The following is a 25,839-nucleotide window of genomic DNA, read 5'->3' on the forward strand; positions in this document are numbered from 1 at the left end:
ACTCGTCGCGATGAGCGCCGCACACGGATACACCGCTGTGACCGGGGAACCGCAAGCGGTGCTCGTTCACGTCGACGTCGGAACGCAGAACCTCGGTGCCGCGATGCACAACGCGCACGTGTATGGCACCGGTGGTAGTTATTGCTGGCGAAGCACCAGTGAGCGATGCTGGGTTCCCCAGAAGTCGGGACAACCTCATTCACTACAAGCAGGACGTCTTCGACCAGACAAGTATCGTTCGCGAGTATTGTCGGTGGACCTCCGAGTATCATCCCCCGGGCGATTCCGGTGCGGCAGTCATACGAGCGGTCGAACGCGCTCAGACCCCGCCCGCCGGCCCCGTCTATTTATCGGCCTCACGGGAGGCGCTGGAGGCGACTGAATACGAGATGCGCGAGGGACCACGATCGATTGACCCTCGTCCGAGCGAGCACGACGTGTCGGCGCTTGCAGATCTCATCTCGGAGGCCGACCGACCGCTGATCATCACGTCTCGACTCGGCTCTCCGCCTGCCGAGTTGGCCGTCGAAACGCTCGTTGCCTTCGCGGAAAGCGCCGGTGCCAGTGTCGTTGAGAACCGACCGATGACGTTGTCGTTTCCCCGAGATCACGATCTTCATCTCGGATTCGACCCAAGTACGCCGCTGGCTGCGGCTGACCTCGTTATCGTCGCGGGAATCGACGTCCTCTGACTGCCAGCGGACGATCCCACACCCGACGGACTCGTCGTACAGATCGATCCAGATCCGTCCAAGCAATTATTCCAGAAGTGGGACTTCGAGATCAATCGGACGATCTCGGCCGAGCCGGTCGAGACGCTCTCTCACCGCTAAACGACTTGATCAGGCCTGTTCGTCCACCTCACAGAACTGGGTGGACCACGCTCGAAACTGGCGAGAGCGGCGAACGCAGACGCTTCGAGATCACCGCGACGACGGTCGACTGACCTCGAGCGTTCTGTCGGCAGCCCTCGACGAGATCGTCGATTCGTCGACGATCGTGGTAGAAGACATGGTCACAAACCGGGATACTCTGATCGAGCACGTAACGCTGACTGAGCTGGGCAGTTACTACAGCAGCGGCGGCGCCGGGTTAGGATGGGCTGGCGGTGCAGCGGTCGGCGCCAAGTTAGCCGCGCCGGATAGCTGAGTCATTTCAGTCGTCGGCGACAGCTCGTACACGTTCTCTAACCCGATGGTGAGTACTTGGCTAGCGTCAACATAGAACGCATCGACGCTCACGGTGGTTTACGATAACGGTGGCTGGAATGCCGTTCGTCGAGCGGTCGAAAAAGAACATCCTGACGGAATCGCAGTCAGCGAAGACCTGACCCACAGTTCGTTCACCGTCGACCCGGATCTGACCGCGCCGTCGCAAGTGGTCGACTGTTACAGCTGTGTGATCGAGACGACGGATGCGGCTCGACAGAAACTCGAAGCCGCCGCTACCGCGGTCGTGCACGCGAAGCTCGATCCATCGTAACTAGGGGCCAATCATGTCCTGGAAGCGATATTATAAATTCTACCGGCTCTGCGTCTGCGATTAGAATCAGCGTGTGGGCGCTTCGACCGGACAGGTCCAAGAGATGTTCGGCTGTGTAGTCGATGAAGTTCTTGATAGTATATAATCATAAAAACACTATTTCGAAGACGATTGTCTAAGTTTCAGATCAACTCCGGCAGCGAGTAAACACTCGACATTAGGGAGGGAGAATATTCAATTTTAAGTACACACAGATCGAGGTGGGGGTATGGTTGAACGAATTGACGCATTTGCACATGCACTGCCGAAGTCCTTCTCCGAGGAGATGAGCGAGGCGCATCCGACCGAGGAATTACACGCGATCGCGGATGAACCTCGGTTTTTCGATCCCGAGCACCGGATCGCCGTGCTCGACGAATACGGGATCGACAAGCAAGTCATTACCCTTGCGCGGCCGCCGATCTGGAATGGCATCGATCGCGATACCGCGATCGAGATGACGCAACTGGCCAACGATGCCGTGAAAGCGTACGCTGACGAATACCCGGATCGGCTGATCCCGGTCGCGACGCTGCCGCTGATCGGTCCGGAGTTCGTCGCGGAGTTCGAACGCTGCATCGACGACCTCGATATGGCGGGTGTCCAGCTCTTCTCCAACTTCGAGGGTGACCCGATCGATGCCGAGGGCAGTCTCCCGCTCTACGAGAAGGCCGAGGCGGAAGGAGTACCGATCTGGCTCCATCCGCAACTCCACGAGTGGCAGGAGTGGGATCACGAATACATGCTTCACAAGATTCTCGGCTGGCCGTTCGATACGAGCCTGGCGATGGCGCGGCTCGTCTTCAGCGGCGTCATGGATCAGTTCCCGGATCTGAAAGTGATTCCCCACCACATGGGCGCGATGGTCCCCCATTTCACCAATCGACTGGAGCTCTTCTACGAGATGCTCGTCGAACACCGGGACGTCTATCCGTACCCGGTGAACGAGCTCGAGGGGTCCGTGGAGGAGTCGTTCTCGAACTTCTACGCCGACACGTGTCGGTGCGGCTCATCGGACCTCCTGGAGGACGGGCTCGAGTTCTTCGGAACGGACAACCTCGTCTTCGCGACCGACTATCCGTTCGGCCCCGACGAGGGACGGGCGTTCCTGCGCGAAGAGATCGCAGCCGTCGAATCGATGGACGTGAGCGAAGACCTCGAGGAACGGGTCTTCGCCGGGAACCTGCGATCGCTCCTGCGGTGAGGTCGGGCGCGACCGACGGGCGGTCGGACCCACTCTATGCTTCGGACACCTGAATTACTCGGGGTCGTACTCGCCGTGTGTGCAACGCTGTTGACAGCGACGACGGCGGTGTGTCTGCGCGTCGGGACGGAGAGAGGCGGAGCGAACGACGCCCTCGTCGTCGTGCTCCTCTGTAACGTCGCGCTCTTCGTTCCCGCGGCGCTCGTCCGTCATTACCCCGCTTACGGAGTGACGACGCGTTCGTTCGGCGCGTTCGCCCTCGCCGGACTGGTCGGAACGATGCTAGGTCGGGCGTTCTATTTCGCGAGCATCGAACGAATCGGTGCGGGCCCGTCGGACGCGATCAAGGCGTCACAACCGCTTCACGCGACGATTATCGCACTTCGTGGTACTCGGGGAGACGCTCACTGAAGCACCTCCTCGGAATCCTCCTCGTCGTAGTCGGAATCGGGATCGTTTCTCGAGAGATCGCGCCGGATCGGTCGACGGCTGCCGCTCGAAAACGGTTTGCCGTCGCTCTCGTTTTTCCGCTCGGCGCCGCGTTCTTCTACGGCATTGAGCCGACGTTCGCGCGGATCGGGTTCGCCGAGGGGACGCCAGTTCTGGTTGGCCTCTCGCTGAAGACGGTCGCGGCCACCGCCGGATTCCTCGGCTACCTGCGCTGGGGCGGGTCGCTTCCGGCGCCGTCCGGCCTCGCGGACGGGCGGCGAACCTCCAACAGACACTGATCGACGCGCATTCGCACATCCGCGACCAGCCCGTCGAGGTCCTCGAGGAGTACGGTGAGCCGATCGGTATCGAAACGGACGAACAGATCGATTTCATGGCGGAGAAGCTCCCCGATATCGTTCCGGGCTGGGATACGGACGAGGCCCAGGAGAACATCCCTGATCAGATCGAACTGGCCAAGGAACAAGGCGTGATTCCCGATGACGCGCCGACGGATATCGTCGCGGACATCTAGAACGATGGCAACGAAAGACGCAACCCAGCTCCGTATTGATCAGGCGAAATCGATCGCTGCAGGGGAGTTGTTTCCCAGAGTCCTGTTTCTGGTGATGCTTTTCATCGGCTGGGGGCTGCTCGCCCGCTACGTCACGACGAGCCTTCCGCTACCGACGGAGGTCGGCGTCGAGGCGCTGGGGATCCTGACCGGCGGCGAGTTCCTCTACCACATGTACCATACGATTCGGTGGGTGCTCGTCTCGTTCGCGTTTGTCTGGGTCGCGAGCATCGCGATCGGACTGGTGATGGGACTCTCCGACTTCGGGGAGCGGTTTTTCGACGTCGGGATCCTGATCGGGCTGACGTTACCGGGCCTAGCACTGGCGATTATCGGCGTCATGATCTTCGGGTTGAGCGAGGTCGCCGCGTACGCCGCGACCTTCATCGCCGTCCTCCCGCTGGTCACGCTGAACTTCTGGGAGGGGGTCAAAGACGTCGATATGGACCTCGTCGAAATGGGCGAGGTGTTCGACTTCAGCTGGGTGACGACAATTCGCCACGTAATTCTGCCGCAACTGATCCCGTATATGCTCTCGGCCGGCCGATACGGACTCGGCCTGTCATGGAAGATCGCGGTGATCGTCGAGTTCCTCGGCTTCGGGAGCGGCGTCGGATACATGCTGGTCATCGAGTACAACCGGTTCAACATGGCCGGCGTGCTCGCCTGGACCGCGCTGTTCACGTGCATGATGTTCATCATCGAGTACGGCGGCTTCAAAGTGATCGAACGGCGCTATCTCGCCTGGCGGCCATCGGTCGAAATTCGAGGTGGTGGCGCGTGAGCCAAGTGCTGGATATCCGGGGACTGGACAAGTCGTACGGGAACGAGCGAGTGCTCGAGGACCTCGATCTGACGGTCGAGAAGGGCGACTTCATCTGTCTCCTCGGCCGCTCCGGATCCGGGAAGTCGATGCTGCTCAACTGTATCGCCGGTCTCGAGGATCACGACGGCGGAGCGATCGACGGGAAGTGGGAGAGCATGGGATACGTCTTCTAGGAGGACAGATTGCTGAACTGGAAGACGGTTCGAGAGAACATCGAACTCATCCTGCAGACCAAGGGGGTTCCGGAAGAGGTCCACGACGAGCGAGTCCACAAGTATCTCGACATGGTCGGACTCAGTTCGAACGCGAACGATTACCCCCTCCCGCTCTCGGGCGGGATGCGACAGCGGGTTTCGATCGCGAGAGAGCTGGCGATCGAACCCGACGTTTTCCTCATGGACGAGCCGTTCAGTAGCCTCGATGAAATTACCGCCCGTGAACTGCGTGAGAGCTTCCTCGAGATCATCACTGAACTGGATCAGACGGTCGTCTTCGTGACCCACAACGCGACCGAGGCAGCGTTCCTCTCGACCAAAATCGTCGTTCTGGGAGCGACGAGCCCCACGGAAATAGCGGCGGAGATCGAGAACCCGCTCCTGTATCCACGCGATATCGATTCATCGGAGATCCTGGAGTTCCAGAAGGAGATCGTCGACCAGATTTGAACGCTTTTTCGCGGCAGTTCGGCCTCGAATGGCGTCGTTCGCCGAATGGCGTTATCGGACGGACGTCGCGTCGTCCGTGCGCTATTGTGGATCATACCCCCGTGACCTACGTTCGTGTCGTACCTGCGGAGCGTCGCTCCGCTGTACTCGTTTGCGCATCGATTCGGGCATTCCGTAATTCCGAACGCCATCTGATTCGAAGTCGATACGCCGAGAACCGGTAGTATCCGCACCGCTATACACGTATTTGGCCGACTATGTCCGACGGCCGAATTTATTTTTACAATAATACATATGTAAAACAGCTGCGAGTGCCATTCGGAGTTACCGAACGCACCCTCGAAAGAAGGGACTTTTTATGCTGCCCCGTTCCCCTCCGGGACCGAAACTTTGTTATGGGAATAGATATCACGTTCTCATATGGCCCAAGCGAACGATCAACAGACAACGCGGACTATCGTCGACTGCGACGTCCACACCGCCTACCGGACGGAGACGATCCGAAATAAGATCGCAGATCGGCTCGAGGAACCGTACAAATCCTACCTCACGAAGGAGACCCTCAACTATGGTCCGTATCCCCGGGACTCGTTCCCGAAGGAGGGATTAATGTCCTCGGGTGGGACGACCGAAGGCGCGGTCGTTGAGACGCCGGAAGACATCGAGGAGGACCTCTGTGAGGGGTTCGGCGTCGATGTCGCGATCCTCAATTCTCTCCAGAAGTTCGACCTGATTCCCCAGCGGGAACGCGCTCGTCGCGAGATGCGCGCCGTCAACGACGTGTTCGTCGAGCACTTCTTGGAGGGTCACGATGAGTTCTTCGGTCTCGCGATGCTGCAGACGCAGGACCCCGCGGCCGCCGCGGAGGAGATCGACCGGATGGGTGCTGAAGACGATATCGTCGGCGCGCTCATCCTGAACGGCCCGTCGGACAAACCGCTGGGCGATCCGAAATACGACATCATTTACCGGGCTGCGGAAGACAACGATCTCCCGCTCGTCTTCCACAGCTCTGCCGTGGGCTACGCGGTTTCGAAGAAGTTCCCGTTCATGTACAACGATCTGCAACACTACGGGTCGCTCCATGGGCTCTCGCATCCGTTCGCGAACATGGTCACCGTGACGTCGCTCATCATGAACGGCGTCCCCGAGAAGTTCCCGGGCCTCGATTTCGTGTTCCTCGAGCAGGATATCGGTATCGTTCCGCTACTGATGCACCGGCTCAACCGCGAAACCAACCAGCAGCCCTACGAGGTGCCGCTGCTCGATAAGGCGCCGGAGGAGTATATTCGAGACCAGTTCTACTGGGGCACGCAACCGATGCCCGAAGCGCAGGACAACAACGACGTCCGGAAGACGGTCGATCTGATCGGTCCGGACAACATCGTATTCACAACTGATCATCCACACAGCGACTTCGACGATCCGAGTTCGGTGGTCAACAAGTACTTCAGCCACCTCTCGGAGGAGGATCAGGACAAAATCATGTACAAGAACGCCGATCGCGTATTCGGACTGGGACTGTAAGGAGGATCGAATATGGGAGAACATGTCGTCGGTCAGACGGACGATCTTTCGGAAGGGAACCGCATACTCGCCGAAATCGAAGGGCGCGAAATCGGCGTTTTCTGCGTCGACGGGGAGTATCGTGCGTACGTCAACTGGTGTGTCCATCAGGGCGGCCCGATCTGCGAGGGTAACCTGACGGGCAAACAGGAGGCGGAATTCGACCGCGAGAACCTGAAAACGGATCTCGAGTGGACGGACGAGGACGGCGTCGTCGCGTGCCCGTGGCACGGTTGGGAGTTTGACCTCGAGTCCGGTGAGAACATCACACAGAAGGACGTTCAGCTCCCGTCCTACCCCGTCCGGGTCGAAGACGGGGACATCATCGTCACGCTGTAAGTGCCGCCGGGAGCGATTCCGGTCGGTTCTCAACAGTTTTTTACTGCAACCGAAGACCGGTGAGTGCCGGAATCGTTCGACGCACTCTAAGTCGGGCTATCCGGCGGTCGGTCCGCAACCGCCGTAAGCCGCAACTGCTGAGAAAATCCTCGTTGACGAGCGATCAGACCTTGTACTCGTCGAACGTCGTCGGGGCGAAGATCTCCTCGACAGAGAGTCGACGATCGGTCAGCCCCTGTTCGTGGGCCATCTGCGTCATGAACTCGAGGGTTTCCCGATTGTCGTCGATGCCGTACGGCCAGAAGTCCCACCCCATCAGGTCTCGAGTCCGTTCGACCTCGTCGATGAGCCACGGGAGCGCACGCTGGAGTTCTCCCGTGTCGTGAAGTTCCTCGAGGCAGATCCGTTTGGCCTCGTTGAAGCACTTGTAGAGCTCCTGGGCGACCCACGGCCGCTCGTCGTAGACGTCCTGTCGCAGGACGACGGTGTGCATGATCGGGAAGTGGCCCGTGTTCCGATAGTAGTCCATCTCCACCTCGCGGTAGTTCTCGAACAGCCGCTCGACCGAATCCGTCTCGAACGAGGACGGCGTCCGCGCCGTGATCAGCGCGTCGAGGTCGCCGTCGGCGAGCATTCCGCTCAGCGTCCGCTCCGAGGGGATGTACTCGAGGTGAATCGAGTCGGGCAGATCGAGTTCGAGTTTCTCCTCGCGACCGGCGTCCTCCTCGCCGCCGTGGTACCACTCCATCTCCTCGGGTGCGACACCGTATTCGTGCTGGAGGGCGCCGCGACACCACAGCGCCGCGGTCATCTGATACTCCGGCACGCCGACTTTCCGACCAGCGAGGTCTTCCGGCTTGTCGATTCCGGCGTCGGCATTAACGAAGATACAGGAGTGACGGAAGAATCGCGACGGGAAAACCGGGATCGCGATCAGCTCCGGATCGTTCCGGTCGCAGGTGATCATGTACGACGACATCGACATCTCCGCGGCGTCGAACTCCTGATGTTTGAGCATCCGCCAGAACGTCTCCTCGATCTGCAGTGGCAGGAACGTCAGATCAATCCCCTCGGGCTTGACGGTCCCGTCGTGGAGTGCCCGCGTTCGATCGTTCAGATCGCAAGCGAGCGCGAGGTCAACCTGCTTGCTCATTGTCGCCCCCTCCGATTGCCGCACTCACCGAGAATGACACTCATGCGTATTGGTTCCATGATTCGTGATATAGTTCATTTTCCCTTTTAATAAGTGTTCTGATCGAACGGATCGATCGCCTCAATAATTAAGACGATGCCGCCACAATACGCGGTTGGTGTATAACCTCAATGTCAGCTGAACTGATAGAACGACTAGTAACTGCAAATCGCATACTCGCGAACGAAGACATCATTCGGGGGTTCGGCCATGTCAGCGTTCGAGTTCCCGACGAAGACGCGATGTACATTTCGCGGGCTCTAAGTCCGGCGCAAGTAACCCGCGACGATATCATCAAGATGTCGTTTGACGGGGAGATTCTGGATCGGCCCGACGTTCGTCCGTACAAGGAAACGGTGATCCATCGTGCGGTCTATCGCAACCGCGACGGCGTCGATGCCGTCGTTCACCACCACGCCGATCCGGTGGTCCCGTTTACCATCTCGGACGTCGAGATCGAGCCGGCGTTTCACAACGGTGCCCTGTTTCATCAGGGCGTTCCGACGTTCGACAAATTCGACGACAAGTTCGGCCGACTCGTGGTCAGCGAGGAGGAAGGTGAACGAATGGCCGCCAATCTTGGCGACTGCCGCGCCCAGTTGATCGCGGGCCACGGCGCGAACGTCGTCGACCGATCGCTCAAGGACGCCGTTATCTCCACCGTCTTCTTCGTGAAGAACGCGGAATACCAGTACCGGGCGCTCCAACTGGATGACGAACCGAACTACTACACGGGACCCGACGTATCGATCGAGTCGATGATCAACGACATCGTCCAGAACGACATCGGCATCGATCGAAAGTGGAACTACCTCGTCAGTCAGCTTCCTGACGACACTCCGACGGCGTAACCGCTGGCCGGTAGCCAGTAGCGCCGTTCCGTTTGCTTCCACCGGTATTTTACGTCGGCTGTCCGAAGATACGACTATGACTGCCGAAGAGCGGATCGCCGAACTGGGTGAAGAGGAACCGACAAGCGACCCGTCGGACGTCTACGACGACGTGACGTCGCTCCCACAGTGGTGGCGGGAAGTCGTTTACGAGTTCGAGGAGAACGGCCTCCGTCCGTACCAGCCGTCCCGGTTCACCGACGACGAAATCGTCCGCGAGGTCGTAAGCAAACTCGAGCAGCGGTACGACGTCGAGATCAGACTCGGAGCGAAAAATCCCGAACCTGACGGACCGTGGGCGATCCACGTCGACGGCGAACCTGTCGCGGACGTTGAACATCGACGCGAACCTGACGGCTACACGCGATACGGCGTCTCGAGCGATCGGTTCGAAGAAATCGTCGCGAGTGCGATCGAATCCGACGATCGCGGTGACCGCGGATCCGGTTCCGATTCAGAGTAGTGACTTGATGTTCTCGGCGAAGATGGCGTTTCGTTCCGACTCGGGGACGTCCAGTTCCTCAAGCGTCGGGACCGTGTTCTCGTAGCACTTGCGGCCGCCATCCGTACCGAACGGGTAGTCTGCGGCGAAGACGAGCTGGTCCGATCCGAAGAAGTCGTGGCCGCATTCGAGGGCCGATTCCGAGCCGCTGACGGCGAGGTCGCCGTAGAATTTCTGAAACTGGGCCTGGGGTCCGTCCTCAAACTCCGGGAGCGTCGTCCGCGGATATACGTCGCGCTGTGTTACCCGTTTGTTGTAGAAGTTCTCGATCCGCTCGTGGTAGAACGGGACCATTCCGCCCATGTGGTGGGTAATGACGTCTGGATCGTGCTCATCCATAATCCCGCTCCAGACGAGACGCGCCATAGAGAGCGTCGTGTCGAACGGCCAGCCGAGCATCTTGTGATCCATGTACTCGTCGGTCCAGTCATGCCAATCGTGGAGTTGGGGATGGATCCAGACGGTAGCGTCGAGGTCGTCGACCGCCTCCCAGAACGGCCGGAACTCCTCCGCGTCGAGCGGTTTCCCGTCGATGTTGGAGAAGATCTGGACGCCGGGCATCCCGAGATCGCGGACGCACCGTTCGAGTTCCTCGACGAAGTCGCCGTCCAGCTTCGGTAGCGTTCCGGCTGGAATGAACTGGTCCGGGTTGTCTGCCGCCATGCCTTCGACGGCGTCGTTGGCCAGCTGCGTCGCCTCGAGAGCGTCCTCCCGATTGATTCCGCGCCAGATCGACGGCCGGGCGAGCGTGAGTACCTGCTGATCGATGTCGAACTCCTCCATGTGACCGATCCGATGGTTGACATCGATGAGGTGCTCCGCGTTCGTCAGTTCTTGGAGTTCATCGGTCGGATGGATGTCGTTCATTCCGTCGATAAACGATTCTGGCAGTATGTGGCTGAATGCGTCTATCCGTTCTGGCATACACTGTCATCCCTTCCGCAATCACATGTAATATCCTTTCCCGGATACTTTTGCTACTTCCTCATCCGATCATATTGCGTATATCTTAGCGACTTGCCAATATCTATATATGGTGTTAGTGTATACTTCGCATACGGTGAGTTCACATGAATGAACCTGTTCCCGATCGTCGAACAGTTCTTAAGTCAGCCGCCGCTGGATCCGTCGGGATCATAGCCGGCTGTATGGGAGAGGGGGGCGAACAATCGGAGTTCCTCAGCGAGGAGATCACGTTTATCGTTACATTTTCTCCGGGCGGTGGATTCGACACGTACGCACGGGGCCTCGTCGATCTCCTTCCGGACCACCTCCCCGAGGACGTCGATTTCGTGGTCGAAAACTCGACGCCGAACTTCACGGGGTTGATGGACATCTGGCGCGCCGATCCGGATGGACACACGATCGGAACGACCGCGGCGCTGGGCATGGTCGCGCGCCAGATCGTCGAGGATGTCCCCTATGACATGCGCGAGTTCACATGGCTCGCTCGGATGGCGCTGACGGAGTACATGATCGCGGCCGGCGCCGATACCGGGTACGAAAGTGTCGATGACCTTCGCGAAGCCGACGAAGTAGACTGGGCAACGCCCGGAGCGGGGACGACGGCGTGGCTCGCGAGTATCATCTCGGCGTCCGATCTCGAGATCAATTTCAACGTGGTCAACTTCGAAGGGACTCAGGAGGCCGCCGCCGCGGTACTGCGTGGCGACGCCGACGTGATGCTCGGACCGACGACGACGCCGTCCCTGACCGAACCGCTCAACGCAGGCGACATGACACCAATCGTCTCGTTTACGGATGAACAGCCCGAGACGGTACCAGAAACCGACACGGCTACCGATATCGGTCAGGAAGGGCTGATGAACCTGAACCTGAATCGGCCGGTGTTTGGTCCGCCGGACATTCCCGACGACCGGGCAAATACGCTGTCGGAGTCCATCGTTGAAACGCTCGAATCAGACGAGATGCAGCCGTGGGCAGAAGAGAACGAACGACCGATCAATGCCACGGGACGCGACGAGATGAGCGACACTATCTCGGGTGCATTCGATACTCTCTCTGAATACGAAGACCTACTCAATGATCACTTAGATCAATAATGTCTGCTATAATAGATGCACTGCTCTCAGCCGCCCTTACCCTCTTTAGCTGGCCGACTATCCTGTATGTCGTGATTGGCGCCATGCTCGGGATGCTGTTCGGCCTGCTTCCGGGGCTCGGGGGACCGATCCTGTTGTCACTGCTCATTCCGGTCACCTACGGCTTTGATCCGGAGGCGGCGATCGTCCTCCTGGCCGGGTCGCTCGGGGGCGTCGCGTTCGGTGGCAGCATCACCGCGATCCTGATCAACACCCCCGGGACGCCGCCAAATGCCGCGACGACGTTTGACGGCTACCCTCTTGCCAGACAGAACAGAGCGGGTGAGGCGCTCGGGATCTCCGCGACGGCGAGCGCGCTGGGTGCGATGTTCGGCCTCATCGTCCTGGCGCTGCTGATCCCGGTCGCCCGAGAGGTCATCCTCGCGTTCAGTCCGCCCGAGTTCTTCTGGATCGCGGTGCTCGGACTGACAGTGATCGCGTTCGTTGCACAGGGGAGCTTCCTGAAGGGGCTCGTCTCGGGCGGGCTCGGACTGCTGATCTCGTTTATCGGGTTCAGCGGCGTCGTCGGGACCTACCGGTTTGGGTTCGGAACGGAGGTCCTCTGGGGTGGCATCGAACTGATCGCGGCGCTGATCGGACTGTTCGCGATCGCGGAGGTGATCAAACTCACCGTCGAGGAGACGGAGTCGATCGCGGACAAGGAACAGGCCGCCGTCAGCGGCGGACGTCTGAAGGGCGTCAAAACGGTGTTCAAGCACTGGAATGTGTTCGGTCGATCAGCGCTAATTGGGACGATAACTGGGATCATACCTGGGGCTGGCGGTACTGTCGCTAATTTCATCGCCTACATTCAGGCTGCTCAGACGTCGGACAACCCTGAGAAGTTCGGCCACGGAGCGGTCGAGGGAGTCATCGCCAGCGAAGCGTCGAACGACGCGAAAGACGGCGGTTCGTTGCTTCCTACGCTCGTGTTCGGAATCCCCGGTAGCGCGACAGCAGCCGTCCTCTTGGCTGGGCTGATCCTCCACGGCGTCAATCCCGGACAGGATCTCCTAACGAGCGAGCTACCGACGTTGTTCCTATTATTACTCGCCTTGTTGGTCGCGAATCTCGTGACCTCGCTGATCGGGGTCTCGATTGCGAACCAGCTCGCGAAGATCACGCACGTCCCGGTCCAGCTGCTGATTCCGGTCGTGCTGACGCTGAGTCTCGTCGGTGCGTACGCGCTTCGGTCGAACATGTTCGACGTGTTCGTCGCAGTCGCGTTCGGGTTCCTGGGCTACGGGATGGTGATCTACGATTACTCGCGCGTCGCAGTCATCATCGCGCTCGTGCTCGGACCCCTAATGGAGAACTCGTTTATCCAGTCGCTGCAGATGTCGGACTCGGGGTACTGGATCTTCGTCACGCGACCGATCTCGTTCGTCCTTGCGTTGCTGATCGTCCTCATGCTCGTCATGCCTCTTGTCCGTTCAATCGTCTCGTTGAATGGTATCAAACCGACGCTCCGCGGAGGTAGCTAACGATGCAAGACCGATTGAACCGTGACCGATTGAAAGAGTACGCAGCGATTCAGCGGCTGTTAGTCATCCCCGAGCGCTACATCGAGATCCTCTTCACGGTGACACTGCTGGCGTTCGTCGGCTTGTTCCTCTGGATGGCGCCCGATTACGGCCGATACGGGAGACTCATCCCGCTGCTCATCGGCGTTCCAACGTTCGCGTTTCTGGCAGTGACGACCCTCGGGCTGCTCTCGACTCGGTTCGGGCGCTTCCTGAATCGGTTCAAACTCAACGATATCCTCGATATGAGTGGCAGCGTTTCCCAGTTCGCGGACGACACAAACGAGTCCCAGCCCCTGAGTGTGCAACGATTACAAATGCTCGTCATCAGCGGCTGGATTCTGCTCCTGACCGCGCTGTTCGTCAACGTCGGCATCAAGGAGGCGATTGCGGTGTTCTTGCTCGGCTACTATCGGTTCCAGGCCGGTCTCAGTATCGGTCGGACGGTCGCGTACAGCGTCGTGATCTGGGGCTTCATCTATGCGGTCTTCGAGATCCTGCTGGGAACGCCACTCTGAGTTCGGTTCCTTCTTCATCCGATATCCTCCTCCTGCGGACGACTCTGCCACCGATTTTGACGAGTTCGGAGTATTATCACAGTACAATAGTCGCCGTCTCCGTCGTTTCCAGCGGTGAAAATGGTTCGTCTCCGTCGGTAGACACGTCACAGATCGGTCCAACGTTCGGCTGATATCAGCCTCTCGACCACCGACTGTCGCTTCGAACCGCGTTACAGCTGAACGAGCACGTCGCCGTCCTCGACTACGCAGTCGAACGTGCCGATACGCTGGCCCGAGGCCTCGTGTTCGCCCGTTTCGAGGTCCCACTCCCAGAGATGCCACGGACAGGACACCGTACAGGCCTCGGTATCGACGCCGCCGCGTTCTTCCGTCCAGGTGTCCTCCGCGTTGATCTTCCTGTCACCTGCCTTGCACAGCGGGGCTCGCTGGTGCGAACAGCGGTTACTGATCGCGTAGTAGTTGTCACCGGTGTTGAACACGGCGATCTCGATTCCATTGACGTCGAATCCTTCGCCCTCTCCTTCTGGAATGTCGCCGACCTCTGCAACCTTCGTGAAATTTTCAGTATCAACCATTGATCTCTGTCTTAGATGTCGAGGATATCGGTGGCGTTTCCATTGAGGATTCGTTCTCGCGTCTGGTCGTCGAACGCCCGCGAGGTGTAGAACCACGTCGGTGGGTCCAGCGTCTGGTGGGGCCAGTCGCTCGAGTAGATGAACATGTCCTCGGCCATCGACAGGTCGAGGAGGTTCTCTGCGGCGCCGGCGCTTCGAGGCAGCGCGAACGGCTGAGTACAGAGATAAATGTTGTCCCGAAGGTACTCGCTGGGCGCACGCTGCAAGTAGCGATCACCAGAGTCCATCTTGCGGGGCGTGATCTGAACGTCTTCAGGGTGCATCTCGTAGAACTCGTCCATGCGGTAGCGGAGGAACGGCACCCACCAGTGGCCACCTTCCTGAATCACGACGTTCAGGTCCGGAAACTTGTCGAAGACGCCGCGCATGATCATGTTAACCACGTTGACCATCGCGTGGATCGGCCAGTCGAAGCCGAGCACTTCGGTCCACGTGAGCATGTCGTCCCCGATGTAGGAGTGTTGGGGCCAGTAGGCCAGCGAACCGTGGAGCAACAGCGGCAGGTCGTTCTCGACGAGCGCTTCGAAAACTGGGTCGTACTGTTCGTTGCCCCACGGGACTTTCGGATCGAACCACGAGTAGGCCGCGACGATGTTGTCCTCATCGGCGACGCGGTCGATCTCCTCGACGGCGTACTCCGGATCCCACTTTGGGACCATCATCGATGTGTAGACCCCTTCGTCGACAAAGTTGTCGATCATATAGTCATTAGCCGCCTGACAGACGGCGTTCTTTAGGACGGGGTGGTGCTGGAGGTTGAGATTGTTGATCCCCGGGTTGACGATCGGCTCGTCGACGGCGATCGACTCACAGGCCTCGCGGACGTCCTCGGCGTACTTGGCTCGCCCCTGAGTGAACAACCCTTCCTGTCCTTCCTTGATAGCATACGCCGCGTCCCACTTGCCCATCACAGGCGTTGCACCGAACTCAGTCGTTAACCTATCCAGTACCTGATCGTCTTCGACGTACGCCAGCAACTCGTCTTCCTGCGGATTGACGTGAAAGTCCAGATCGACGATATAGTCCTCGAACGCCTGATCCGGTACTTCGGCTTCCCGGTCCAGTTTCTTGACTGATGATACCATACATTCTATTGTACTGAATCGCCCTTATTCAAACTTCTGGTCCGAATGCCGTGCGGCGATCACTCTCAAGCCGTTTTCATCAGTACATATTGTTCGGTAATACCGAATTTGACCAGGAAAATTATCCGTTGGTAGTCTCGAAGCAAGCGAGCTCGCTTCCGTTCGCAAATCTTTACAATGGTACGTATGTATAGGAAGGCGGAAAATGTTCGGTAACGCCGAATACATGTTGAGCGGTGTAGGGGACGGTACGCAAACGGGAAGAACTGATACGTATCAGTTCGGTGGATACTGTAGTTTCAGTTCGAGTTCGTTCGAGGCTTCGAGTAACAGCGGTTTGATCTCTTCTTCGCATCGTTCGATAGTGAGCCGGTTGGCGGGCCCCGAGATGCAGATGGCGCCGTAAACCGTCTCTTCACCGAGGACGGGCACACTGATCGCTAGCAATCCATTCACGGTTTCTTTATTGTTGAAGGCGATTCCTTCCTCGCGAATCGTCTCCAGTTCCTCCCGTAGTTCGTCGGGATCGGTGATCGTATGAGGTGTTAGCTCTGGGAGACCGTGCTGGTCGATGATTTCGTCGACCCGCTCATCAGGAAGATGGGCTAGAATAACCTTTCCGGTCGCGAGGTGGTGCAGATGCGCCCGGCCGCCGACGCTCGCGTGCGTCTGGACGGCCTTTTCGCCCATCGCCTTCTCTAGGTACACTGCTCGTCCGTGTTCCTCGACGATGATCCAGGCCACCTCTCCCGTTTCCGCTGCGAGCTCCTCGAGTATCGGTTTCCCCATCTGCGCGATAGGCATATCGTTCTTGACGAACATACCGTGATTGAGGAATTTGAGACTGAGTTCGTACTCGTCTCCGGTTCGGACGACGTATTCGTTGCTCTCGAGGGTTGTGAGATGACTGAGTATCGTGCTTTTCGCAAAGTCCAGCTCATCGGCAAGGTCCGCGAGCGTTGCGCCGTTCATCGACTGTAACGCTTCGACAATCTCGAACAGCGTGCCAGTCGATTTGACCTGTCGACTGGATGAGTTCCCTGTTGCCATACCGTGTAGTCGAACGTAATCCGTAAAGTATTTTCGTGTGCTAGAACGGCGCTGTTTCGTTAAGCGTGAAAAGTGAGGCGGTACGATTTTATGGTGTCCATGCCAAAAATCGACCGCCTCAGGGGTGTAGCGACTGGATCGATTTGAGTTTTGTGGAGCGAGAGCGGACACCGCGTCAACTGATGGAACTCGGTATTCGACTCCATCGTGCTGGTCTCTCGCTTTCGAATACCGTTCGAGAATTAGAGAGGTTCGGTGTCGAGCGCAGTCGCAATGCAGTCCATGATTGGGTTCACAAATGCGATATACAGCCGGTGGTTGACGAGGAACCGAATCACGTCGCGCTTGACAAGACGGTGATTCAACTTAACGAACATCGCTATTGGCTGTACACTGCTGTTGATCCAGAAACGAACAATATTCTCCATATACGGCTGTATTCGACGACTACGACTGCGTTGACAGAACGGTTCTTGCACGAACTCGCTGAGAAACATGATCTTGATGATGCCATGTTTCTCGTCGATGGAGCAAAACATCTCCAGACTGCACTCCGTCGATCTGGGCTCCGATTTCGATACGAAAAACATGGGAATCAGAACGCTGCTGAACGTGTCTTCCACGAGATAAAGCGACGTACCTCCTCGTTCTCAAACTATTTCAGTCACGCACAACCGTCAACAGCCGAATCGTGGCTTCAAGCTTTCGACGTCTGGCACAATGCTACAAACTAAACACGACCATAGGCACCTCACCGAATTCTTATACCGATTCACTCGGATCATCATACTATGGGGAGTGGCTCATCAGAGGCGGTGATACTGCTGGTAGAAGACAACCCCGGCGATATTCGTCTCATCGAAGAAGCCTTCTCAGACGGCAACATCGGAAATACGCTCACCACCGTCATTAATGGCCGAGCAGCACTCGACTCTATCAATCAACATGGCGAGTACGAAGACGCTCCCCAGCCGGGCATTATACTGCTTGATCTGAATCTACCAAAAGTGGACGGAGAGGACGTTCTACATGAGATCAAGCACCACCCAGAACTGGATGACGTACCAGTGATTGTCTTAACCGGGATGGATAAGAGCTTGATTGAATCCCGGGATCTCGATCATGATGCGGACGAAGATGCAGTCCTCGAAAAACCGGTTGATCCTGGCGAGTTTGTTGAGCTAATTCGGTCGTTCGAGCAGTTTCGGTTAGCAGTTATGCGAGTGGACTGACGGGAATAGCTTCTGCGGTAAGTCCTTGACCTGTACTGAACGATTAGTAGTGTGAAGAGCCTGTCATAGAATCCGTCTCATAGCGTGAGCTTCTCACGGCCTGGATCATCTCCCCGCTCGAAATTGGTGATTGCAATGACGATCCGGAGACACAGCGCAAGAAACACTTCTGTTCGTGCGTGGACGCGGCCTCGGGCGCGGACGTGCCCGAGGCCGCAGTCCTTGACCGCGTCGTTGGTTCGTTCGACGCCTGTCCGGCGGTTGTACGTCTTGTCCAAGATGGATTGTTTGAGCTGAACGCCCTCGCTGTGTTCGGTGATGCGGTCTTCGATCCTGTACTCGATATCGAGCGGATCGTCGGTGTTTCGTGGGTTGTACGGAGCGACTGGCACGGCCCCTGCAGCCAGCAGGTGGTCGTGCCAGTCGAGGATATCGTAGGCACTGTCGCCAAGCATCCAGACTGGTGTTGCGACGGCGAGCGCGTCACGCGTGACGCGCATCGCCGTCTCTTGGGACGCTTGCTTAGCTTGTGTGAACTCCGCCGCTATCGGGATTTTTTCGCCGGTTGAGACGATTGTACAGCCGAATCCGTAGTAGTACTCTTCGGCTGTTGAGTCGTAGTTCCACGACGCTGCGTCGTTGTGCTGAATCGCTTCGATGTGTGTTGAATCGATAGAGTACGTTGAGTCGAGCAGGCCGTGGACGGCGGCCTGCTCGACGAGCCTGTCGAAAATATCGTCGATGACGTGTTCGAGGTCAGTGAGAAACCGGTCAACTGTATCTCTAGATGGCGGTTTGTTGAGTCCGCAGTAGTACCAGACGAGACTGTGCTGGAGTTCTCGCGTAACCGGACGCGTGCCGTAGACATTCTCGTAGTAGCAGTGCAGAAAGCCCCGAAAGAGGTCTGGTGGCTTGTGAACTCGTGTTCGCCCCCGGCGAGCGGGGGCGAACACGTCGTACTCCAGCAGAAACTCGAACTCTAGGTATTCGAATAGCGGTACTGTCTCAGTAGCCGCCGCATTCAAGAACTCGTTGACCGAAGCTACGTTTTGCAGGGCGTTGGAGCTGGTGGACACAGTTTCCAAACCCTGCGGCCTCCCTTGGGAGGCTTTCTATGACAGGCTCTAGATACTAAAAGGTCAGAAGAGTGAATCAGGGTGGCACTTCGGACTGGGAGCAAACGGGCCGAGATGCCAATCACTGTCGAAGTTGAGTTCCTCGAGGTCGTCTTCATCATTCATATCCTTCACTACGCTCACATCGTCGACGTCTCCGTCAGAGAGGAATTTCTGTGTATCAACGACATCCCGGGTAATATCTTCAATCGTACCGAGAATCTCGTCGATCCCGTACTCTAGCGTCATATACAGTTCCCGCAGTAGCACGAGATAGGTTTTCAATCCCAGAACTTCCCGTACAACACCGAGCAGATACGTGTCTAGTTTCCGCACGGCAAAGGATGCAGCGCGACTGACCAACTCGTATTTGATCATCACAATCTCCGCTACGAGTATCCCCATACTCATCAACATGTTTTCCACGTCTCCGGTGACCGTGTCCGGGTCGGATTGAGATACGGCACAGGAGTCATCCAGTAGTTCCTCCACGGTAGATACGACAGGGAGTACTTGGCTAGTCCATCGTGTCCACGTTGCTGTCTCTTCTAACAGGGCCTCAGACAGTGGCGCACTATACCCGGTTTTGTTCTCGATCACCTCAAGCACCGACTGGAGAACCGATGCTGTGCGTTCCGCTCCGGATACGTCATCATTGATCTCGTCGGCCGCGAGACCATCCATCTCTGCAGGTACCTGACTGCAGATTCCATCCGCGATCTGTACCATTGTCTGTGCCAACGATTCGGATCCTGGAAGCAAGGTGTAGAAGGATGCGATCTCGTCTGTCGCTTCGTTGACGGCAGTTTCTTCATCTCGGTACCGGGCACGGATCAATACATCTACTGTTGTACCGTCATCCTCTGGTTCGGCGAGGACCTTACTGCTCCAATCAAACACAATATTGTACGTCCCTGTTCCAATACGATGAGCGGCTTGCGTCGCTTGTTTTTCAGTTAGACAATCCAGCGCCTTGATATTCACAACGCTTTCGACATCCCACCTCTGCCGTTGCTGGAGTCGTTTCCATACATTTTCGAGGTTAGGGACTTTGAATGAGTGGGTGCCAAATCTTCTAAGATCAACTCTTGCAGTCCCCAGAAGGGGGTATGAACCGACCTGCACCTCGTATTCACTAAACCCAAAATGATCCAAGATGAGAACGTCAGGTTCCGCTCCCGACTCTTCCGATCGAATCTCGTACTCAATAACAGCAGTTTCATCGAACCTCGGAAAGGTATAGACCCTGTACGGATCATCTTCTGAAAGATCAAATTCCTGCCTGGTCTCTGTAATCACCGAGTCGATAGGACCGTCGGATGTCGGCAGATCCGACCGGGCGTCATCAGAGGAGGCACCCTCCGCAGCGGCCTGTACTGTTCCTGCCATGGATAAGGAGATTGCGCCCATGGTAGAGACCGAAAGGAGTTGGCGGCGGGAGAGATCCATTTATACCGGATACCATACCAAAGCAAAAATCACTTTCGCCGCGTATTATCTGTTCCCGGGACACAGGGTTACGACCAAGAAAATCAGTCTCAGTGGTCACCCATCACCGTACTCGCGTGGAACACATGCCGCCAACCCACATTTCAGGTTAGGAACCAGCTGACCTCGAAACGGCGATTACATAGACGAGAGAATTGGAGATCGCGCAAGCATAGAACAGAGATGGTTACATCTCTGTGAATTAGGTTTCCGGGTGATCGTACCGGTGGAACCGGTACTTGCCTGTTCGCATCACCCAGTATCGTCCATCAAACTCGAGAAGATCATCGTTGCTGACCGCCTCCGAAATGAGGTCCGAGATATTCGTATCGGTGATGCTGTGATCAGTTGCCATCTCCGTGATTTCCTCGAAGGTGGTCCCCGGGTTCTCCGCCACGACCTCCAGAATCTGGTCGTATCCCTCTGTCATCGGTCAGGATATCTGATGTTGTACGATCGTTTCTGTCCGGCATTCAGGACAGGTATCGGTATCTTTGTCGACAGTGGTGTCACAGCGCCGACACTCGTACACGACGTCCTTTTCGTTCACTAGGCCAAGCAACCGGCCTACTCTGTTACATAGCATGGGCGGTAGTCACTGTGGATTCACGACGTCGCGGCACTCAGGACACTCGGCGTATACGGCCGGTCCCGTCTCGGTCTCATACTCGAGGATCACGTTGAGCGTCGTGATCTCGGCCTGGCAGAACGGACACGCACCGAGATCCGGTGGGTTCGTCGTGGACATGAATTTGTGAAGGTAATACAGAGGGAGCGTGTGACTGCGACAGGGGATGATGTGGTTACTCCCTCTACAAGCAGGAGAACACCCGTATTCACAAATAGGCGATCCAACCACGGTGAAACTGAAAATAGACGGTACATGAACACATCAGGTTGCAACTCGAGGATTCCTCTCTAAATGATAGACAGACCTTCCTTAGGAAATCCAACGCCCCGCCGATACAGAGAACGACCGGGTCCCACCCGATGAGATTCACGGCCTTCAGAGGGAGACGCTAACCGGAACCACCAACCACTGATCAGGAGCGCCAAGATTACTGTCAGTCTACCGACTACCGCTTCACAGGAAACACCGATCCCGCCAGTCGATCCAGTTATCGCCAATCCAGAGAATAGACCAGGTGACCGAATCTCAGCCGTCACCTCAGTCGAAAAACTCGGCGAATGACTTTGGAATGGGGCTCAGTTGTCATTTCCGACGAACCACCGTGCACGACCCCAGATCGAGTCACCGTCATCAGCACCCGCCTCATCTATTCGAGGTTCAAATATTGATCACGACGCTCGAGTACCTCTTGATAGTCACTGAGTTGCTCTCGAAGCGCTTCATTAGTCGCCTCAAGTTCGTTGATACGGTCGTCTTTCTCCCCGAGTGTTGCCTCGAGTTCGTCGACGCGGTCGTCGATGCCGAACTCGCTGGCACGGGTGATCGAGTCGTGTTCGACCTTGCGATGGCTGACGTCAGCGCCGAAATCCTCGAGCGAGGTCGCAACACTTTCTTCGGTCGGTTCAAGTCCACCGTCAGCGGTGAACCTGTCTGTTGTTGGATCGTAATCTCGGGTCGATCTATTATCTGGAAAAATATCCACCCCTCTCGAGGGTACAAACAACACTCTCAGATCTTCGCAGGCGTCGTAATCGGTGGACCAGTCACGACTCCTCACGAAGTTCTTCAGCTCGCTGGCTTAGCTGTTTGAGGATTGGAAGGCGTTGTTGGTGCTGGTTTTCGTAGGCGACACACGCCTGAAGTGTCTCCATGTCGGTGATCGTCGCGACTCCTGCATCAATGATCCGGGGATTCGATGACTCGAGGCGCTGTGCTGGTGTCAGTGACTCATCAGTCTGGTCGGCATCTGCCATCATGGACCTCCTCTCACTCTCTCGAGGAGAGGAACAACACTACGGGACCGTGGCGCTGGTCTAACGTGTATTTCGAGCAGTGAGACGTGTCCGTCGTCCAGATTTTAGTTCACCGGGGTGCGTGTTTCCGTTCGGACTGTCAGGGTCCGGGCCGTGTCGGGAAGACTGACACCGGGTGCATTCCCAGATTGATGAGTCTGGAATCTCTGGAACGGGCACTTCATCGAAGCCACTGAACATCTGGCGTGTCGCCTCACCGCAAGACCGACACTCGAGATTGCGACGGGTTCACCCCTCACGAGGAGGGTTCTCGGAGCGATCCGGTGGGGAGACGTTTTCGAGGGCGATCGCATTGGGGGCAAGACTTCCTTCGTCTTCAGGAGCGAACTCCCAGCGGTCGTCATCGTGTTGTAGAACTCCTCGTGTGTCGTCAATTTTCGCTCTTATCCCTTCCCTCGTGAATCTCCGAGTAGTGGAGTGAAAGTGAAACGATATTTTGGCGATAGATCAAAAGAATTATCTATACGTATTAATTGTTTTATATGTGGGGAGGCCGGGCGGTTGTCGTCCGTTCGGCTGTTACCTGTCAGAGGCACCCTCACCCGCGCTTTCCGTACGTTTTGTTTCCCACCGTAGAGCATGAGGCTACTGCTACTCCCACAGCATCTCGATGCGCTCCTCGATGTGATCAAGGACGAGGCGGCTCACGTCGCGGTGGTCGTCCGGCCACTGAGCGTTCTCCGCGTCGGTGCGGCTAGCGGCCGGTGGTGGATGGAAGTGATCCCGTGAGTTGTGTGCGTTTGGGTGCCGATCCCATCGACACTTCCAGTCGCCGTCTCGGCGCTGCTCCTGGTAGTGGAAGTTGAAGTCATCGTTGCGATACCAGCGAATCTCAAAGCGAGCAGACGCCTCGTTCGGATAGTAGTCGCCTGACAGCTCGATGCGGAGGTGCAGCTTCCCCTCCTTGACGATCTCCGCCGACTCGAACATGCGACGCCCAACGAATCGGGAACGCATTCGCTCCAATATCGACCGGTCTATCGGTGCGGGACTCGCACCGTCATCCGTCGGCACCATCTCAGCTGTGCGACGGGGCCGTCGAGCCGGCGGCCTTTCTCCTGGCGCGTTCGTGTAGACGACGCTCCTCGATGAGGGTGGCCCAATTACCGAGTTCCACGTACACGTCATCAATCCGCTCCGCGTCGAATTCGAGGACATCGACCTCGGCGGGCGAGTCGACCCCATATTCGCCGCGGTACTCCTCGATCCGGTCGGTCAACTCCGACACGCGGGCCTGCAACTCGTCGACAGTGTTCTCCCGCGCCAGCTTGTTGACCCGCCGCCACTCGAAATAGTCGTCGTTGCGCTCGTACCTGACCGGCCGGCCCTCATGCCGAATGACGATGCCAAGGTCGGTGTAGAAGGACAGGTGTGTCCGTGCCGACTCACTCGAGCAGTCTGCCCGCTCGGCGATTTCGGCGGCAGTCATCGGCTCTCGAGCGTGTAGCACTGCACCGTACACGCGCTGCTTTGTGTCCTCGCCTTCGAACGGTCTATCGAACGGGGGCGGGCCGTCGTGACGAACATCGTCTGTCATACTCCTACTACGGGATTGGAACACATATTTCTTCCTCTGGGCAAAATATATCGTCCAAAGTCATAGTCACTCGCTGTGCACCCCAACCGTCTTTGACCCCACGCTCGCCGCCACCCACGCTATCGTGTTCTAGATCTCGATCGTCATGGTGAGGATCAATCCTCCTCGGCGTTGCTGTCTGCGTTGTGGCGGTCGTAGGGTAGTATCTGTTCCTCGCTGTCCCCGTCTCCGACGGGCGGCTGTCGAGAGAGGGGGACGTCTTCGTCGAACGTGTGTTCGTATACGTCTAGGAGTGGCATAATGATCAGTCTTGGAGAGCGCGTATTGCTTGTATACGCGCCCTCCACTCCTCTGAGGAGGTGAGCAACACCACGGTCGATCGCGTCGGAAGCGCAGAGGGCTACTGAGAACCCAAGTGATACAATCAAGAGGCTCTGTTGAAATCCTTAGAACATGATAGGTTTGGCGCCCTCTGCGGTAAGTACAGGCGAAGCATCTAACAGTTAGTCTTGAGAGTATCACATACATGACTTCGCTGCAAATCATCCCAATGGGGCCGCCAGGAGCAGGCAAAGGGACACAGAGCCGACGAATTGCGAGCAAATTTGATCTCACGCACATCGAACTGGGGGAGATTCTTCGTTCGAATAAGGATATGGAGACCCCATACGGCACTCCTCGAGAATATATGGAACAAGGCGAGTTAGTTCCTGACCCTGTTATGAATTCACTTGCTGAAGAGACAATCAGTGACGCCGATGGCTTTATTCTTGATGGCTACCCAAGAACCCAGGCACAACTCGATTTCCTTGATGAAATCACTACTATCGATATAGTCCTACATATCGATGTTTCTGAGGAGATATTAGTCGAGAGGCTCACTGGACGGCGTAAGTGCGACAATTGTGGCACGACCTATCACGTAGAGTTTAATCGACCGAACACGCCAGGAGAATGTGATGATTGCGGTGGTTCTCTCATGCAACGTGATGACGACACGCCGAAGACGATCAGGACAAGGGTACGTAAATATGAAAAGAAAACAGCAGAAATCATAGACCTGTATCAAAATCGAGGATCGCTAGTCACAATTGACGGCGAACAACCGCCTGACGCCGTCTGGGATGATATTCACACAGCTATCAATGCACAGAAGTGAGCTGCATCCGGCGCTCTAATTGAGTGATTGAGAATCGGTTAATACGTTCGCACATGTAGTTGCCGTTCAGTACAGGCCAAGCACATATCGTCGGTCCAGAACGTAGATCTATCACCGATTCGGGTTTCATAGCGTCAGTTATTGCTTAGGTCTTTTACTACAGTTGCGGGATTACCTTGTGCGACGACCTCGTCGGGAACATCCTCGGTTACGACTGCTCCGGAGGCGATGACGCTGTCGTCTCCGACGGTCACACCGGGATTGATAACAGCCTGCCCACCAATCCAGACGTTGTCACCGATTGTAACTGGTTTAGCGTACTCTGGCCCTTTGATTCGCTCGGTGGCGTCGAGCGGATGGGTCGCTGTGTAGATGTGGACGCTAGGTGCGATCATACAGTTCCGACCGATGTCTACTCGGCCTGCGTCCAAAATAACGCAGTCGAAATTTGCGTAGAAGTTCTCACCGATGTGGATATTGTATCCGTAGTCACAGCGAAATGGAGATTCGATCTGACACTCCTCACCCACCGACCCAAAGAGGTCTTCTATCAGGTCTCGCCGTTCGGTCTGGTCATCAGGTGCCGTGTTATTGTATCGATTTGTTAGGTCACGCACACGGTTCCGGTCAGCTACAAGCTCGGGATTGGTCGGATCGTACAGTTCCCCATTCAGGGCACTGTCTAGTTTAGCACCTCCGCTGGCGGTTGTTTGTTGAGTGACTGGTGCGGTCGCTGTGTG

The 25,839-nt window shown here is 57.0% G+C and carries 32 protein-coding genes and 3 pseudogenes; 19 read left to right on the forward strand and 16 right to left on the reverse strand.

Annotated features, from left to right (window positions below):
* Window positions 1-10: 10 nt before the first annotated feature.
* The 6 genes and pseudogenes from PGX04_RS34650 to PGX04_RS14160 form a co-directional block, all read left to right on the forward strand.
* Window positions 11-67: pseudogene (locus PGX04_RS34650) on the forward strand (hypothetical protein); the annotation flags it as partial.
* Window positions 68-122: 55 nt separating this feature from the next.
* The gene (locus PGX04_RS14140; RefSeq protein ID WP_273739107.1) at window positions 123-692 is read left to right on the forward strand and encodes a thiamine pyrophosphate-binding protein; all 570 of its coding nucleotides are present in this window, start codon (window positions 123-125) and stop codon (window positions 690-692) included.
* A 181-nt stretch (window positions 693-873) separates the two neighbouring features.
* Window positions 874-1,149 carry a hypothetical protein gene (locus tag PGX04_RS14145; RefSeq protein ID WP_273739108.1) on the forward strand — a complete coding sequence of 92 codons (276 nt, stop codon included), beginning with the start codon at window positions 874-876 and terminating at the stop codon, window positions 1,147-1,149.
* Between the two features lie 93 nt (window positions 1,150-1,242).
* A complete protein-coding gene (locus PGX04_RS14150; RefSeq protein WP_273739109.1) occupies window positions 1,243-1,482 on the forward strand; it encodes a hypothetical protein in 240 nt (79 codons plus the stop codon).
* 268 nt (window positions 1,483-1,750) lie between these two features.
* A complete protein-coding gene (locus tag PGX04_RS14155; RefSeq protein ID WP_273739110.1) occupies window positions 1,751-2,725 on the forward strand; it encodes an amidohydrolase family protein in 975 nt (324 codons plus the stop codon).
* Between the two features lie 36 nt (window positions 2,726-2,761).
* A complete protein-coding gene (locus PGX04_RS14160) occupies window positions 2,762-3,136 on the forward strand; it encodes an EamA family transporter (protein WP_273739111.1) in 375 nt (124 codons plus the stop codon).
* Here the strand turns inward: PGX04_RS14160 and PGX04_RS14165 are convergent.
* Window positions 3,130-3,450, reverse strand: coding sequence for a hypothetical protein (locus PGX04_RS14165; RefSeq protein WP_273739112.1), 321 nt, complete (start codon window positions 3,448-3,450; stop codon window positions 3,130-3,132). The genes PGX04_RS14160 and PGX04_RS14165 overlap by 7 nt on opposite strands.
* Before the next feature lie 98 nt (window positions 3,451-3,548).
* On the opposite strand from PGX04_RS14165, the gene PGX04_RS14170 reads away from it, so the two are divergent.
* The 5 genes and pseudogenes from PGX04_RS14170 (at window position 3,549) to PGX04_RS14190 (ending at window position 7,124) form a co-directional block, all read left to right on the forward strand.
* Complete coding sequence (locus PGX04_RS14170) at window positions 3,549-3,689, forward strand: hypothetical protein (RefSeq protein ID WP_273739113.1); 141 nt, start codon at window positions 3,549-3,551, stop codon at window positions 3,687-3,689.
* Between the two features lie 4 nt (window positions 3,690-3,693).
* Complete coding sequence (locus PGX04_RS14175; protein WP_273739114.1) at window positions 3,694-4,512, forward strand: ABC transporter permease; 819 nt, start codon at window positions 3,694-3,696, stop codon at window positions 4,510-4,512.
* Window positions 4,513-4,562: 50 nt separating this feature from the next.
* Window positions 4,563-5,219, forward strand: a pseudogene (locus PGX04_RS14180) (ABC transporter ATP-binding protein).
* A gap of 420 nt (window positions 5,220-5,639) precedes the next feature.
* Complete coding sequence (locus tag PGX04_RS14185; protein WP_273739115.1) at window positions 5,640-6,746, forward strand: amidohydrolase family protein; 1,107 nt, start codon at window positions 5,640-5,642, stop codon at window positions 6,744-6,746.
* 12 nt (window positions 6,747-6,758) lie between these two features.
* Entirely contained in the window at window positions 6,759-7,124 is a 366-nt protein-coding gene (locus tag PGX04_RS14190) for a Rieske (2Fe-2S) protein (protein ID WP_273739116.1), read from the forward strand.
* Window positions 7,125-7,287: 163 nt separating this feature from the next.
* On the opposite strand, the gene PGX04_RS14195 is transcribed toward PGX04_RS14190, so the two are convergent.
* A complete protein-coding gene (locus tag PGX04_RS14195; protein ID WP_273739117.1) occupies window positions 7,288-8,277 on the reverse strand; it encodes a PhnD/SsuA/transferrin family substrate-binding protein in 990 nt (329 codons plus the stop codon).
* 170 nt (window positions 8,278-8,447) lie between these two features.
* Here PGX04_RS14195 and PGX04_RS14200 point away from each other — a divergent pair, with 170 nt between their 5' ends.
* Both PGX04_RS14200 and PGX04_RS14205 read left to right on the forward strand, forming a co-directional pair.
* Window positions 8,448-9,167, forward strand: a complete 720-nt coding sequence (locus PGX04_RS14200; RefSeq protein WP_273739118.1) for a class II aldolase/adducin family protein — start codon at window positions 8,448-8,450, stop codon at window positions 9,165-9,167.
* Window positions 9,168-9,243: 76 nt separating this feature from the next.
* Entirely contained in the window at window positions 9,244-9,669 is a 426-nt protein-coding gene (locus PGX04_RS14205; RefSeq protein ID WP_273739119.1) for a hypothetical protein, read from the forward strand.
* Here PGX04_RS14205 and PGX04_RS14210 read toward each other — a convergent pair.
* Window positions 9,661-10,632, reverse strand: coding sequence for an amidohydrolase family protein (locus PGX04_RS14210; protein ID WP_273739120.1), 972 nt, complete (start codon window positions 10,630-10,632; stop codon window positions 9,661-9,663). The two genes, PGX04_RS14205 and PGX04_RS14210, sit on opposite strands and share 9 nt — an antisense overlap.
* A gap of 224 nt (window positions 10,633-10,856) precedes the next feature.
* On the opposite strand from PGX04_RS14210, the gene PGX04_RS14215 reads away from it, so the two are divergent.
* The 3 genes from PGX04_RS14215 to PGX04_RS14225 are packed head-to-tail and all read left to right on the forward strand — an operon-like array spanning window position 10,857 to window position 13,851.
* On the forward strand, window positions 10,857-11,771 hold the full coding sequence (locus tag PGX04_RS14215; protein WP_273739121.1) for a Bug family tripartite tricarboxylate transporter substrate binding protein: 915 nt from the start codon (window positions 10,857-10,859) through the stop codon (window positions 11,769-11,771).
* Window positions 11,771-13,294 (forward strand): tripartite tricarboxylate transporter permease, encoded by a 1,524-nt coding sequence (locus PGX04_RS14220; protein WP_273739122.1) that lies wholly within the window; start codon window positions 11,771-11,773, stop codon window positions 13,292-13,294. Before PGX04_RS14215 ends, PGX04_RS14220 begins: the two co-directional genes overlap by 1 nt.
* A gap of 2 nt (window positions 13,295-13,296) precedes the next feature.
* The gene (locus PGX04_RS14225; RefSeq protein WP_273739123.1) at window positions 13,297-13,851 is read left to right on the forward strand and encodes a hypothetical protein; all 555 of its coding nucleotides are present in this window, start codon (window positions 13,297-13,299) and stop codon (window positions 13,849-13,851) included.
* Window positions 13,852-14,063: 212 nt separating this feature from the next.
* Here PGX04_RS14225 and PGX04_RS14230 read toward each other — a convergent pair whose 3' ends face one another.
* From PGX04_RS14230 to PGX04_RS14240, 3 genes are all read right to left on the reverse strand, one after another.
* Window positions 14,064-14,429 (reverse strand): Rieske (2Fe-2S) protein, encoded by a 366-nt coding sequence (locus PGX04_RS14230; protein ID WP_273739124.1) that lies wholly within the window; start codon window positions 14,427-14,429, stop codon window positions 14,064-14,066.
* Window positions 14,430-14,440: 11 nt separating this feature from the next.
* Window positions 14,441-15,574 (reverse strand): amidohydrolase family protein, encoded by a 1,134-nt coding sequence (locus PGX04_RS14235; RefSeq protein WP_273739125.1) that lies wholly within the window; start codon window positions 15,572-15,574, stop codon window positions 14,441-14,443.
* Between the two features lie 276 nt (window positions 15,575-15,850).
* Window positions 15,851-16,624, reverse strand: a complete 774-nt coding sequence (locus PGX04_RS14240) for an IclR family transcriptional regulator (protein WP_273739126.1) — start codon at window positions 16,622-16,624, stop codon at window positions 15,851-15,853.
* A gap of 99 nt (window positions 16,625-16,723) precedes the next feature.
* On the opposite strand from PGX04_RS14240, the pseudogene PGX04_RS14245 reads away from it, so the two are divergent.
* Window positions 16,724-17,358, forward strand: a pseudogene (locus tag PGX04_RS14245) (IS6 family transposase).
* A gap of 57 nt (window positions 17,359-17,415) precedes the next feature.
* Window positions 17,416-17,856, forward strand: a complete 441-nt coding sequence (locus PGX04_RS14250; protein WP_273739127.1) for a response regulator — start codon at window positions 17,416-17,418, stop codon at window positions 17,854-17,856.
* Between the two features lie 77 nt (window positions 17,857-17,933).
* On the opposite strand, the gene PGX04_RS14255 is transcribed toward PGX04_RS14250, so the two are convergent.
* From PGX04_RS14255 to PGX04_RS14295, 9 genes are all read right to left on the reverse strand, one after another.
* Window positions 17,934-18,932, reverse strand: coding sequence for a transposase (locus tag PGX04_RS14255; protein WP_273739136.1), 999 nt, complete (start codon window positions 18,930-18,932; stop codon window positions 17,934-17,936).
* Between the two features lie 63 nt (window positions 18,933-18,995).
* Window positions 18,996-20,420: a hypothetical protein gene (locus PGX04_RS14260; protein WP_273739128.1), complete on the reverse strand. Its 1,425-nt coding sequence runs from the start codon at window positions 20,418-20,420 to the stop codon at window positions 18,996-18,998.
* A gap of 241 nt (window positions 20,421-20,661) precedes the next feature.
* Complete coding sequence (locus PGX04_RS14265) at window positions 20,662-20,889, reverse strand: hypothetical protein (protein WP_273739129.1); 228 nt, start codon at window positions 20,887-20,889, stop codon at window positions 20,662-20,664.
* 165 nt (window positions 20,890-21,054) lie between these two features.
* Complete coding sequence (locus tag PGX04_RS14270) at window positions 21,055-21,207, reverse strand: DUF7837 family putative zinc-binding protein (protein ID WP_006111149.1); 153 nt, start codon at window positions 21,205-21,207, stop codon at window positions 21,055-21,057.
* A 529-nt stretch (window positions 21,208-21,736) separates the two neighbouring features.
* Window positions 21,737-22,072: a hypothetical protein gene (locus tag PGX04_RS14275; protein ID WP_273739130.1), complete on the reverse strand. Its 336-nt coding sequence runs from the start codon at window positions 22,070-22,072 to the stop codon at window positions 21,737-21,739.
* A gap of 61 nt (window positions 22,073-22,133) precedes the next feature.
* Entirely contained in the window at window positions 22,134-22,343 is a 210-nt protein-coding gene (locus PGX04_RS14280; protein WP_273739131.1) for a DUF8129 domain-containing protein, read from the reverse strand.
* 651 nt (window positions 22,344-22,994) lie between these two features.
* Entirely contained in the window at window positions 22,995-23,333 is a 339-nt protein-coding gene (locus PGX04_RS14285; RefSeq protein WP_273739132.1) for a toxin-antitoxin system TumE family protein, read from the reverse strand.
* Between the two features lie 88 nt (window positions 23,334-23,421).
* Window positions 23,422-23,940 (reverse strand): DUF7342 family protein, encoded by a 519-nt coding sequence (locus PGX04_RS14290; RefSeq protein ID WP_273739133.1) that lies wholly within the window; start codon window positions 23,938-23,940, stop codon window positions 23,422-23,424.
* A 155-nt stretch (window positions 23,941-24,095) separates the two neighbouring features.
* Complete coding sequence (locus PGX04_RS14295) at window positions 24,096-24,239, reverse strand: hypothetical protein (protein ID WP_273739134.1); 144 nt, start codon at window positions 24,237-24,239, stop codon at window positions 24,096-24,098.
* A gap of 227 nt (window positions 24,240-24,466) precedes the next feature.
* Here PGX04_RS14295 and PGX04_RS14300 point away from each other — a divergent pair, with 227 nt between their 5' ends.
* Window positions 24,467-25,099: a nucleoside monophosphate kinase gene (locus PGX04_RS14300; protein WP_273739135.1), complete on the forward strand. Its 633-nt coding sequence runs from the start codon at window positions 24,467-24,469 to the stop codon at window positions 25,097-25,099.
* A gap of 134 nt (window positions 25,100-25,233) precedes the next feature.
* Here PGX04_RS14300 and PGX04_RS14305 read toward each other — a convergent pair whose 3' ends face one another.
* Window positions 25,234-25,773 (reverse strand): sugar O-acetyltransferase, encoded by a 540-nt coding sequence (locus tag PGX04_RS14305; protein WP_273739137.1) that lies wholly within the window; start codon window positions 25,771-25,773, stop codon window positions 25,234-25,236.
* Between the last annotated feature and the right edge of the window lie 66 nt (window positions 25,774-25,839).

The organism is Natrinema soli (assembly GCF_028618695.1).